At 53.6% G+C, this 13,169-nt stretch carries 8 protein-coding genes; 1 reads left to right on the top strand and 7 read right to left on the bottom strand.

Annotated features, from left to right (window positions below; genetic code table 11):
• Positions 1–82: 82 nt before the first annotated feature.
• Entirely contained in the window at positions 83–1,192 is a 1,110-nt protein-coding gene (locus KK083_RS08265; RefSeq protein ID WP_254162369.1) for a serine hydrolase domain-containing protein, read from the bottom strand.
• A gap of 254 nt (positions 1,193–1,446) precedes the next feature.
• Here KK083_RS08265 and KK083_RS08270 point away from each other — a divergent pair, with 254 nt between their 5' ends.
• Positions 1,447–2,559 carry a DUF2911 domain-containing protein gene (locus tag KK083_RS08270; RefSeq protein ID WP_254162371.1) on the top strand — a complete coding sequence of 371 codons (1,113 nt, stop codon included), beginning with the start codon at positions 1,447–1,449 and terminating at the stop codon, positions 2,557–2,559.
• 152 nt (positions 2,560–2,711) lie between these two features.
• Here the strand turns inward: KK083_RS08270 and KK083_RS08275 are convergent, their stop codons facing one another.
• From KK083_RS08275 to KK083_RS08300, 6 genes are all read right to left on the bottom strand, one after another.
• Entirely contained in the window at positions 2,712–5,114 is a 2,403-nt protein-coding gene (locus tag KK083_RS08275; RefSeq protein WP_254162373.1) for an ABC transporter permease, read from the bottom strand.
• Positions 5,115–5,454: 340 nt separating this feature from the next.
• Complete coding sequence (locus tag KK083_RS08280; protein ID WP_254162375.1) at positions 5,455–6,339, bottom strand: SPL family radical SAM protein; 885 nt, start codon at positions 6,337–6,339, stop codon at positions 5,455–5,457.
• Between the two features lie 180 nt (positions 6,340–6,519).
• Positions 6,520–8,004 (bottom strand): glycerol kinase GlpK, encoded by a 1,485-nt coding sequence (glpK, locus tag KK083_RS08285; RefSeq protein ID WP_254162377.1) that lies wholly within the window; start codon positions 8,002–8,004, stop codon positions 6,520–6,522.
• Between the two features lie 36 nt (positions 8,005–8,040).
• Positions 8,041–9,621, bottom strand: coding sequence for an alpha,alpha-trehalase TreF (treF, locus tag KK083_RS08290; RefSeq protein WP_254162379.1), 1,581 nt, complete (start codon positions 9,619–9,621; stop codon positions 8,041–8,043).
• On the bottom strand, positions 9,611–10,957 hold the full coding sequence (locus tag KK083_RS08295; protein ID WP_254162381.1) for a vanadium-dependent haloperoxidase: 1,347 nt from the start codon (positions 10,955–10,957) through the stop codon (positions 9,611–9,613). Before KK083_RS08295 ends, treF begins: the two co-directional genes overlap by 11 nt.
• A 155-nt stretch (positions 10,958–11,112) precedes the next feature.
• The gene (locus KK083_RS08300; RefSeq protein ID WP_254162383.1) at positions 11,113–13,149 is read right to left on the bottom strand and encodes a kojibiose hydrolase; all 2,037 of its coding nucleotides are present in this window, start codon (positions 13,147–13,149) and stop codon (positions 11,113–11,115) included.
• Between the last annotated feature and the right edge of the window lie 20 nt (positions 13,150–13,169).

Below are 13,169 nucleotides of genomic sequence, written 5' to 3' on the forward strand. Positions count from 1 at the left end.
GAATTTAGGAGTTAGAATTTAGAATCCAAACTTCGATACACGGCTCATTCCAAATGCTAAATTCTATATTCTAAATTCTAATTTAATGTCCGGCCACAAGCTGTTCAATGACGTTGACGATCTCTCCATACCGAGGATGTGCATTGTTGCAAAGCACGATCACCGTTCTGTTCTGGTCGAGGTAACGCACGATCTTTGTCTTGTAGCCGGGGTTGTCACCGGTGTGCATTACTACGGCGCCGCTACCGGTATCTTCGCCGATCATCCAGCCGAACCCGTAAGCGGAAGACTTTCCACTATTGAGGGTCGCGGCACTAAAGGCCTGCTGTAGGGTTTCCTCTTTCACCAACTTTTCAGAATACAGTGCCTGATCCCACTTCAGCAGGTCAGCCGCCGTGGAGCTTACCCTTCCAGGGCCCTTGCGGTTTCCAAGCCAGATGGCGTAGTTGAAGGCAGGGAATGAGTCGGCCGGGACATAACGCTGTTTTTCAGCAACATAGAGGTGTCCCCAGGCCATGTTCGGAAGGGCCTGTTTTTCTGCTTTGGTGCGGATGCCTGTGCTGCTCATGGCCAGGGGCGTAAAGATGCGCTCGTGACAGAACGCGATGAAATCTTTGCCGGACGTCTTTTCAGCGATGCTTGCCAGCAGCATATACCCCGTGTTGCTGTACTCGTACTTGTCACCAGGTTCAAAATGTTTTGCTGGCCTGTACAGTTTCAGGTATTCGATATTATCGTCGTTGCCCGCTACTTTGGTCTTGTCCCAGTGCTGGTCCATCACCGCCTGGTAGTCGGGCAGCCCTGACGTATGGTTGAGCAGGTGCCGGATGGTAATGCCCGGGTAAGGCAGTCCGGGGATGTATTTTTCGATGGCATCGTCATATTGAAGCTTGCCTTCTTCCTGCAGCATCATGATGGTCATGGCCGTGAACTGTTTGGAGACGGAGGCCAGCTCAAAGATGGAGGCGGTATCGAGCGGCTCCTGGGTTTCAAAATTCCTGAAGCCGAACGCCTTATGGTAAACGGGCACACCCTTTCGGGCCACCAATACCACGCCGCTGAAATCGGGGGTTGCCTTGAAAACCGAGTCAAGCTTCGTCTCCAGTATGGCATCAGATACCAGATCGAATTTTTGTTGGCAGGATAGGAATGCTACGAAACACAGGAAGAACAGTAAGCGAAGGGCGCGCATGTAGAAGGTTTAAGGTTAAAGGTTTAAGGTTTAAAGTCTAAGGTTAAAAGTTTAAAGTTCAAGGTTTAAGGTTCAAAATTTAGAGGTTGGTGGCGCAAATTCAAAGCTGGTTCTTGATGAACGGAAGCGGAATTGCTGTGGACTGTCGACTGTGGACTGTGGACGATGCTTGAACAAACTTGCACAGGTTTGAAAAGGATGCTGCAGAACCTGTATTCCATCTTTGAGTTACGCAGTAACAAATCCACACAACTATGAAAAAAAAATTGATCACAGCAGCCATAGCGCTTGCGGTCTTCGGTAGCTCACACATTGTGCAGGCACAGATCACGTGGCCTCCGGGCGTGAACAAGAAAGCTTCCGTTTCTGAACGGATCGGTGTCACCTGGGTGAAGATCGATTACAACCGCCCTGCCGTGAATGGCCGCGAAGGCAAGATCTGGGGCAGCGTTGTGCACTATGGGTTTGCCGACCTGCATTATGGCACTACCAAAACCGCTCCCTGGCGGGCTGGCGCCGATGAGAACACCACCATGGAGTTCAGCACCGAAGTAATGGTAGAAGACAAGCTGCTGCCGGCAGGCAAGTACGGTTTCTTCATCGCCATGGGCCAGGACAAAGCCACGCTCGTGTTTTCAAAGGTAAGCACCGCCTGGGGCAGCTTTTATTACGACAGCAAAGACGATGCCCTGCGGGTAGACGTGCCGGTGCTGAAGCTGAACGAAAGTGTGGAGCGCCTGAAATACGAGTTCAGCGACCAGACCGAGAACAGCGCCGTAGTCTCCATGCAATGGGAAAAAGTAAAGATCCCCTTCAAGGTCTCCGTTGATCTGAAAAAGGAAATGGTGGCCTCTTTCAGAAGGGAGTTCAACTCCGGCATCTTCTACCGCTACTGGCAGAACATGCAGATGGCTGCCAACTATTGCCTCATCAACGACGTGAACCTGGAAGAAGCGCTGGGATGGGCCGACCGCTCCATCAATACCTACTTTGGGGAAGCGAACTTCCTGACGCTCTCCACGCAGGCAGGACTGCTTGAAAAGCTCGGCAAAAAGGCGGCGGCTGATTCAGTGATGAAGAAGGCATTACCGATGGCCACCCTGTTGCAGCTCAACAGTTACGGCCGCACGTTGGTACGCCAGAAGAAATACAAAGAAGCGTTTGAGATCTACAAGCTGAACTATGATAAAAATCCCGATGATATTTACACCCGCATCGGCATGGTGATCGGCTACGCGGGAGTTGGGAACACAAAAGAGGCGTTGAAATACGCTGAGAAAGCCATGGCGTTGGCCGATGACTCCAATACGAAGTCGTACATCGAGAAGATGGTAGCGGATGTGAAAGCGGGGAAACCGGTTAATTAGTTGCCGGCTTGCCAGTTGCGAGAAAGTTGCCAGTTGCCTGTTACCAGTTGCCGGTTTCGTGCGGTGTTGTATAGCAGGATCGTTTATCGAAGCACAAAAGTGAAAATGGAGACGAGCCTAAACTGGCTATCCGGTAACCGGCAACTGGCAACCTACTCACACTTCAACGTTTCAGCAGGGTTGGTCCTGGAGGCCTTCATGGATTGGAAGACTACGGTGGCGTAGCTGATCAGGAGACCGGTGAGACCGCCGCCGGCAAAGATCCAGATGCTCAACGCGGTGCGGTAAGCAAAGCCCGAAAGCCAGTGCTCGGCTACAAACCATGAAACAGGAATGGCGATGAGCATGGCAATGAGCACAAGCCGGGTGAACTGTTTATTGAGCATCACCACAATATTGGTAACGGTGGCGCCCAGCACCTTGCGGATGCCGATCTCTTTTGTACGCTGATCAGCGGTGTAGGCGGCGAGACCAAACAATCCCATACACGAGATCAGGATGGCCAGCACCGTGAAGAACCCGATGGCTTTGCCGAGCACTTGTTCCTTCTCCAGCAGCTGGCCGAAGTTCTCGTCGAGGAAGTGGTACTGGAAAGTTTCACCAGGAACCTGAGCTTTCCAATGAGCTTCCGCCGCGTTCAGCACTGTTTTGATGGCCGCAGCGTTCACTTTGAGTGCGAGCTGCGAATGAGCCATGCGCCCTTTTACCGGGTTCCTAATAAGCATGATGGCTGCGGGGGCAATGGTAGTTCGCAGCGACTCCCAATGGAAATTGCGTACCACGCCGATCACGCGTACGCCTTTGTTCACTTCCGCCCCTATCGGGTTACCCATAATGGCGAGCGCATCAACGGCGGCCTCATTTAATATCACTGATGCGGTATCGGATGCCAGGTCTTTGTCAAAATCCCTTCCCTGAACAAGTTTGAATCCCATAGCGTCGAGGTAATGGTGATCGCCAAGGTACGTATGGATGCCAATGGCGTCGGGCATCACTGAAGTTTGGTAAGTATAGAATGCTAGTATCGACTTGCTTCCCGGCTCGCCCGCATGCAGGCTTGCCGTCTCCACGCCCGGCAGCGACATCATTTTTTCCCTGAACGTAACAGCAGCGGAGCGCTCCATCACCGACAGGTTATCGATGGTCACCACATTATCCGGCCTGAAACCGAGGTCTTTGGTTGAAATGAATGTGAGCTGGCGCAGGATGATGGTGGTGCAGATGATGAGGGTGATGGAAATGGCGAACTGGAAAATGACGAGCGAATTTCTGAAACCCTGCGACCGTGATACCTGGAGGTTGCCCTTCAACACTTTCACCGGCTGGAACGCGGTGAGGTAGAACGCCGGATAAATGCCCGCCATCACACCCACCATGGCCGCGAACACGAAGACACCGGGTACACTCCACGCGCTGCGCCACAAGCTGATGGACAGGGGCTGCCCCGTGATCCAATAAAAAGCGAACATGAACAGCTCGGCAAAGCCCAGGGCCAGCACCGCCGAAAAGAGACTCACCACTACAGATTCAAGCAGGAACTGAACGATCAGCCTGCCACGTGATGTTCCCAACGATTTGCGGATGCCTACCTCCTTTGCCCTGCGCGTAGCCCTGGCGGTAGCCAGATTGATAAAGTTCACAGCAGCCAGCACCAGGATGAATACAGCCACCACCGCGAAGATGTACAGGTTCGTTTCATTACCCCCTGCCGAAAGCTCCAGGTTCGCTTTGGAATGCAGGTAGATATCCGGTAACGGCACCACCGAGAACCGTACCGAGTTCTCATCCACCAGGTACTGCTCGAACGACATCCCCTCCTTCTTTGCCTCTGAGGAAGGATAAACCACCTTTGCAATGATCCTGTCAAGGGCAGCTGTGAGATCTGTGCCCGGCACATTCTCGCGCAGCAGCACATAGGTGTATACCGAGGCAGACTGCCAGTATCGCGTGTCGGAATACTCCTGCGGACGCGATACCCAGATGGACGTTTTCATATGCGAGTTCTGGTCGCTGTCCCTGACGATGGCCATCACCACGTGCGGCACTTTCTCCTTCCCTACTTCGATGATCTTGCCCATGGCCGACGAATCCCTGAAGTACTTCCTGGCAGCACTTTCCGTCAGCACAATGGAGGCCGGTTTCAACACTGCAGCCGCAGCATTCCCTTCTTTAAAATTGTAGTCGAAAACTTTGAAGAAAGTTGTGTCGATATAAAAGACCTGTTCGTCAAACACATTTTCGCCGACGCGCAGCTTCTCGGTAGGATTGCGTTGAAAGGCTGTGAACGTTTCGATGCCCTCAAATTCTTTGGGAAGGTACTCCAGCAGGCGCTCGGGGCCGTTGGCAAACTGGCCCACCGTGAGAAACGAAACACCGATCCGGTAAATGCGGTCAGCATGTTTGAAGTGACGATCATGATTCCACTCGCCGTACACATACAGAAAGATCACAAGGCTGCACGCCACACCCACGGCCAGCCCGAAGATGTTGATGAATGAATACAGGTATTGCTTGTACAGGTTGCGAAGAGCGATGATGAAGTAGTTCCTGAGCATGGGTTTTTACTGGTTTGCGTTCTGAAAGTCAAACACGGTGCCAATATACTAACATATTGTTTTACAGCAGATTCGGTTGCGGGACATCGAATGGCGTGTATCGTTATTGATACAGTGTGATCTTCGTTAATGATACAGAGGTTGCCGGTTGCCAGGTGGCCGGTTTGTGTGGTGTTTATGGTCAAGGCGGTCTTTCAAAGAATTGCACATGCAGTCTCAATGCCTCGGGAGATACCGCCCGGAACCTTAAAATTTGAAACACAAACTGTATGTCTTGACTCATCCAACCGGCAACCGGCGACTGGTAACTGGCAATCAGTAACCGGTAACCGTGTCCCAACTAAACGATCGATCGCCTGATGCCATGCCTGTTGCAGATCCGGTCTGCTCTTTCATTCAGATCTCTCAGGTATGATTCTGGTGGCGCATAGAAGATCCGGTAGAGCTTTTTGTACTCGGGTATAAGTTCCGGGAACTTCCTTTCCAGGAATTTACGATAGAGCATTTTGCTGTCGGCGGGTCCTGAGCCGAATAAAGTGAGACCACCGATCAGGATGTAGTCCGCGCCGTAAGCTTTGGCAGCTTTCACCATCTGCTCCAGTTGTTCGTCGGTGTCGGATATGAAGGGCAGCGTTGGGATGCAGTTCATGCCCACGAGGAATCCCGCTTCCTTGCATTTCTTCATCGTCTCCAGCCGCGCCTGTGGCAATGGCGCGCCGGGCTCGAGCGTTGCAGCGATGCCTGGGTCAAGGGTTGAAAACGAAAATGAGATCACAACACCACGGTTCAGCCTGCCACTAAGATCGGGTGCATGGATGGCTTGCTTGTCGATCTCCTTTAAGATGTCGAGGTCACGGACGATGAGCTCAGACCGGGTGATCATCAGCACGGGGAACCGATGTTTGAGAATGAGCTCGAGGAATCCCTGCGTCATCTTATACTGTTCTTCCGCGCGGATATACGGATCGGTAGCCGAGGCAAGGGCGATGATGCCATACTGGTCTTTTTTCACACGGAAGGCCAGCTGCCGGTCAAGCACTTCCCTGCCGTTGATCTTCACGGCAAGACCTTCGGCCATGTTCTCTCCATACTTGCTCCCCCTGATATAACAATACTGGCAATTGAAGCTGCAGCCCTCGTAAGGATTGAGTGTGTAGTCATCGAGAAACCAGGAGTCGCGTTTCTTCTTTTTGTTCAGGATGGACTTTACTAAGATCTCGCGCATTTTCGAAAGGTAGTAAAAGTCCACGGTCCACAGACCACGGTCCACGGCAGGTTGGTGCGATCTTCACTTGACTGCCTACGATTCACGGGATCCTTCGCTCGCACATGCCTTCGCGCAGGTCACCGCTCAGGATACCGGTTGCGGGCGGCTGTGGACAGTGGACCGTCGACTGTGGACTCTTTACTCAACCCAATTCATGGTTCGCTTCACGGCTTTCTGCCATCCTTTATAGAGGCGCGAGCGTTGTGATTCATCCATCTGTGGTTTGAAGCATTTCTGGATCTTTCTGGTTTTGGCGATGTCTTCTTTCTTCCAGAGGCCGATGCGGATGGCGGCGAGATAAGCAGCGCCCATGGCGGTGGATTCGATCACCTCGGGGCGGTCTACTTCTGTGCCCAGGATATCGGACTGGAACTGCATGAGCACGTTGTTGGCACTGGCACCTCCATCTACCTTCAGGCTCGCCAGCTTGATGCCGGCATCTTCCTGCATGGCGTTCAGGATGTCTTTGGTCTGGTAGGCCAGCGACTCGAGCGTAGCCTTGATGATGTGATCTTTCCCGGTGTCGCGGGTGAGCCCGAAGATGGCCCCGCGGGCATACATATCCCAGTAAGGGGCACCCAATCCTGCGAAAGCAGGAACCACATACACTTCATTTGACCCGAGCGCTTTGGTAGCAAAATACTCCGAGTCTTTCGACTGGTCTATCAGGTGAAGGCTGTCGCGCAGCCACTGCACTGCTGCCCCTGCGATGAACACACTTCCTTCCAGCGCGTACTCTACTTTTCCATCCAATCCCCACGCGATGGTGGTGATGAGCCCGTTCTTGGAGCGCTGAATGCTGGTGCCCGTGTTCATCAGCATAAAACATCCTGTGCCATAAGTGTTCTTGGCCATGCCTGGCTCGAAGCATGCCTGCCCGAAGAGCGCAGCCTGCTGATCTCCCGCCACACCCGTGATGGGGATCACACTCTTTTCTACCTGGAGATCGCCGAAGTGATGGGCCGATGGTTTTACTTCCGGCAGCATGGATGCAGGGATGGTTAATTCCTGTAAGAGTTTCTGATCCCACCGCAGCTCACGGATGTTGAAGAGCATGGTACGCGAAGCGTTCGTGTAATCGGTGACGTGTGCCTTGCCGCCGGTCATGTTCCAGATGAGCCAGGTATCCACCGTACCAAAAGCGAGCTCGCCTTTTTCAGCCCTGGCCCTCGCGCCAGGTACATTGTCGAGGATCCACTTTACTTTGGTGGCGGAGAAATAAGAATCGATCACCAGGCCGGTGTTGTGGCGCACGTATTCTTCCAGTCCCCTGCTCTTCAGCTCCTCGCAGATCGAAGCTGTGCGTTTGTCTTGCCACACGATAGCGTTGTAAACAGGATCACCGGTCTTGCGGTCCCATACGATGGTGGTCTCGCGCTGGTTGGTGATGCCGATCGCCTTCACCGACGCCGCGCTCACCTGGTGATCTTTCATCACTTTGTACAGGGTGCCGAGCTGTGTAGACAGGATCTCTTTCGGATCGTGCTCCACCCATCCGGAATGTGGAAAGATCTGCCGGAACTCCTGCTGCGCAATTCCTTTGATCTCGCCCTGCTGATTGAACAGTACGGTGCGTGAGCTGGTGGTTCCCTGGTCGATGGCAAGGATATAAGATGAATCCATAGTTATAGAGGTAAACGAATTGGCATTGAAAAGTAGTTAACGAGGCGAGAGATTGTACCGGGTCTCGTGTTTGAAAGCAATGGCCACACCGTTGGTCCATCCGAAGCCGTCCTGGTTGGGATATTCTCCGCCTCCTGCGATCAGGGTCGTATCCATCACGTTGTATTTCTCCATCATCTTGCCGGTAGCCTCGTACACCCGGGTATTCTGTCGCAGCCACCGCCGGCGGATCTCATTGGCTAGTCCGTCGAGCTGATAGTTCTTCAGCGCCCTGTAGGTGATCCATTGCAGCGGTGCCCATCCGTTGGGCGCATCCCACTGCTGATCGGTATCCGTGAGTGTTGTTACGAGTCCGCCTTGTTTCAGAAAATCGCGTTCGATGACCAGCGCTGCTTTTTCAGCGATGTCTTTCTGGCCGATCTGGAAGAACAGGGGGAACATGCCGGCCAGCGATCTGACCTCCGTTCTATTGCCCGCAACAAAATCGTAATCGTAGAAATATTCCTTCGCCGGATCCCAGCAAAATGTGAGGATGGCTCTTCGACGAAGGTCGGCGGCTTTATTGTACCTGGCAGCTTCTGCAGCATTGCCTCGCAGCGTGTAACCTTTGGCAATCATTTTTTCGAGGTGCGCCAGCAGGCTGTTGAGATCCACGGGAATTATATCCGTGGTGTGAATGGTAATGAGACTCCTGCCATCCCTGAACCAGCGGCTGCTGAAATCCCAACCTGACTCGGCAGCGGAGCGCAGATCACGGTAAAGTTTTGTTTGGTCACCCTGGTACTGCTGGGCCAGGGCATGATCTTCTTTGTAGGATTCCGGTCGCGGTGTGTCGCCCTTGTCATAGTAACGGTTCATCACGGTACCGTTCGGCATCATCACCACGTGCTGCGCTGCATCGCCCGGGTCTTTGACTGAGTCGATGCCGGCCATCCAGAAGCGATACTCTTTCACCATGGCATCCAGGTAATGGTCTGCGGCCAGCGAATCATATTCCTCCAGCTCCTTCACGATCAGCGAAAAGAATGGCGGCTGCGAGCGCGTGAGGTAATAGTTCCTGTTGCCGTTGGGAATAAAACCGATGGTATCGATGAGGTAGGCGAAGTTCTTCACCATACTCTGGATGAGATCGTAACGCTTCTGTGCCTTCAGTCCGAGGATGGTGAAGTAGCTGTCCCAATAATATACTTCTGAAAATCTTCCCCCAGGCACAACGTAATCATTGGGCAACGGTATCAGCGACGACCTCGGATCTTTATCGTCAGCTTTTCGTGTAAGCACGGGCCACAGACGTGTGAGGTGCTCTTCCATGGCCAGCGTGGTATCTGTGGCGAACGTAGACTTGGGCCTCACAGGCATATCAAAGTTCTGGCGCACAAATGCCTGCAGGTCGAAGTCGGGCTGGTCCTTCGCGTCGTCATAATCATCGACGATCTCGGCCAGTGGTCTCTTGGGCGTACAATCGACAAAGGTTTTGGAATCGGGGAATACGGCCTTCAGCTGAACATCCCTGAAAAGCGCAGAGCTATAAAAATCGGTCGAGGCTTTCTCCCCTTCACGACAGGTGGTGAAAAGCAGCATCGCGGCAGCTATGGCGGTAAAGGTTTTAATGCGCATCCGCCAGCTCTTTTCTCCTGGTCTTCAATTTCCGAACGATGTAGTTGCCCAGGGCACGTCCTTCGAGCATACCGTTCTGCACTGCGGGGCGATAGTGAATGCCACCGTACATGCGGCTGATGGCGGCTTCTTCAGCAGCCTGCTCGAACGATTTGAAGCTTCTGACGCTCAGGCCGAACTCGATCTCTGTGGAATCGGTGAACGCAAAATTCTCGCCGAAGAGCGATGTGAGGGTGATGGCCGATGCACCGGAGATCACACTGTGACCGCTCGTATATTCAGGGAACGGCGGCGTCTGCAGCAGCGGTGTCCAGTCTTCGTCGATGTATTGGTTGATGTACGTCTCAGGCCTGATCACGCGGCTCCTGTATTTTTCATCCCAGCAGCTGATGAAACCATCCACCAGTGAAATGGCTACCAGGGCATACGCTTCGGTGGCTTGTACATAGCTGGCATTTACTTGTTTGCAGGCCACGCGGGTAATGTTCATCCAGTGTCCGCCGGGCGAGATCTTCTTGGTGGCAAACATCACGTGCCCTTTCACATTCATCACAAACGGATTACAATCCCAGAAGGAAGCGATCTGACGTTGCTCGTCGGTGAGGCCCTTGCCCATCTGGTATACTTCGTCGGCCTCTTTGAAGAACTGGCTCTTGCGGTCGATGGAGAAAGACGTGGGGGGCGCGGGCATGAACTGGCGCGCCGAGTCGATGGCAAAAGGCCTGATCTTGTTCCAGTGGGGCTCAACGGCATCCATATAGGCCGGTGGCGTGGGCTTCCAGGTGGCGGGGCTGTCTTCTATCGAGTATTTGGGGAACGATCTGCTTTGCTTGTAGTTGTCTTTTCCAGACCAGGCGATCACATGGTCTGCAACGGCGGTACCATACGCCACGGAACGTTCGAACACATCTTTGGGAATGCCCGCGTCCTTGAACTCCTGCATCATGTTGTTATAGAACGCGTCCATCTTGTCTTCAGAGAAGACCAGTGTGCGACCCACCTTCAGAATGGCCTGTGCGGTGGCCAGCGGAAAACAATATTGCTGCCCCGCTTCCGGCTGCGGTACCCCTTCAAGACCATTGACCTGCCCTGCAAGGCTGGCGTATTTGGCATCTCCATGAATGGCCACCTCATATCCCGCGATGCTCATGTAAGCATAAATGCGGGAAGCAACGGGCGGAGAAAAGATATCATGCACGATCACATCGGTTACCTGCTTCACGGCGCGGTGAACAAATTCTGGGTCGTGTGCTTTTGTCTCCCAGTTCACTTTCTCGGTAGACGCGCACGAGAAAGCGAAGAAAGACAAGACGAGGAACTTCACAGTATTCTTCATAGGTCAGTTGTTTAGAAGTCCATGGTCGATGGTCCATGGTCCATAGCAGCCTGTGCACGCTCACTTGAAGATACACCGCATGCCATGGACTATCGACTATGGTCTATGGACTTCTTATTTCAAATATATGAAATCGGGCGGATCATTAAAGCCGCTCATTTCACCCTTAGGTCTTTATTGTCAGCGCCAACGCCGCGGATGAGCAAGCCCTTCCATTGACCAGGCAGTGTTGTTTTTAGTTGAACGATGCCCTGGTCTGTGATCTTCAGGCCTGCGAAGCCGGAGAGCACAGCCTGCAGCATACCACCGGCGCCGGTGGCAAAATAAGGGTTGGTGCCTCCGGCAGTTTCAGCGAGCACACCAAAGGGGGCAACCCCATTCTGGCGGTAGCTCTTCACAAACAGTTCGTATGCTTTTCCAGGATTGCCCAGCCTGGAATAAAGGGTCGACAGCACTGAATTGCCCATCGCCGGCCCGTTCGCCGACATTCTGGGCTCATAATACTTCAGGTCCTTTTCCAGCTGGGCGCGGTCCGTAATGATGTCGAGCGGATACGCCAGCAGGTTGACGTCGGCCTGCTTGATGTCTTCGCCTTTGTAGGTGGCATTCTCTTGCGTAGTGCCATCCGGGAACCGGAGGATGGGAATATTGCCGGCAACATGTTCCCAGTCTGCGTCTGGCGCGATGCCGAGCTCTTTGGCAGCCTGGGTTGCATAGCGCAGTACGGTGATGGCCATACCATTGGTGAAGGCGTTATTGTCGATGTTCTCCTGCCACTCGTTGGCGCCGATCACGTTGTTGATCTCATAACGTCCGGGGCCTTTGCGCTCCACGCGGCTGGCCCAGAAATCGGCTACATCTTTCAGCACCGGATAACCGCGGTCCCGCAGCCATTGTTTGTCGTGGGTGACCTGGTAATATTTCCAGAAGGCCCAGCCCACACATCCCGTGATGTGATGCTGAAACGGTCCTGTGAGCGCCCAGACCGGTGTATCTTCGGTGCCTTCGGCTGAAGATTCCCAGGGGAACATGGCACCTTTGTAGCCATGAGAGAAGGCGTTTTTCCTGGCGGCATCCAGGCGCTGGAACCGGTACTCCAGCAGCGACCTGGCCATGCCGGGCTGAAGCATCAGCAACGGTGGATACATCCACAATTCCGTGTCCCAGAATACGTGGCCATTGTAACCCAGTCCGGAGAGTCCCATGGGTGAAAGGCTGTGGGCTGTACCTTCTCGGGCAAAGGCGTACAGGTGATACAATGCAAAGCGCACATCTTTCTGCGCTTGCAGGTCGCCGTCGATAATGATGTCGCCTGTCTGCCACAGCTTCTCCCACTCGGCTTCGTGGCGCTGCAGGAGTCTTTCTGTGCCTTCCAGCTTGGCGAAGATGGTGAGTCGCTCCGCCTCGTTCAGCGGATCGTTGAAATCTCCTGTAGACGTTGCCGACGCCACCACACTGAAACGGTACGTCTCTCCTGCCCTGAGCGATTTGCTGAACTTCATCAGGTGCATGTTATAGTCCCAGTCTTCATGAATGAGGTCTGGCTCCTGGCCGTGTGCCTCCGTGAAGATGATGCTGTTGCTGACAGCCACGGTATGCCTGCCGGTTGGACTTTTGGCCACAGACGTGAGCAACGGGATGACCACATGCGGGCGGTCTATCTCGCTGTACAGGTTCCTGACGTCGGTGAGGTGGTCAGGCGCCTCGATCACACTCATGGGCGTAACCTTTACATCCTTGTTGGCTTTGATCTCAACGATGGCCAGCGCCGTGTAGGGCAGGTGCCGCAGGGCCATGATGGTATGCTTCACGCTCACTTTGTCCCCCACCTCGAACGTGGTGGTGAGCGCCGCTTTTTTCAGGTCGAGTGCCTGGCGGTAGTTGGCAATGTCACGCCGGCCAATGCGCTGCCCATCCACCTCGAGGTTCATGTTGATGTGGTTGAAGGTTTTCAGGATGTTGGAAACACGACCGCGCTGGTAATAGTCATACACGCCGTTGAGCACCACATCCTTTACTTTCATTGGCTCCGGTGATGAAACCAGGCCGATCATACCGTTGGCAACAGTGACGCCGTAATAATTGGCGGGATCGATCTGTGCGGCCTCGATCAGCCAGGAGTCTGTTTGCTGTGCCCGGATGCTGGTGCTCACTGCTATTAGCAGGAAGAGGAATGAATTGCGTGCGATCATGGTAATCAGTAATCAGTAAT

Origin of the sequence: Chryseosolibacter histidinae (genome assembly GCF_018598225.1) — a bacterium.
Lineage (GTDB): Bacteria > Bacteroidota > Bacteroidia > Cytophagales > Cyclobacteriaceae > Chryseosolibacter > Chryseosolibacter histidini.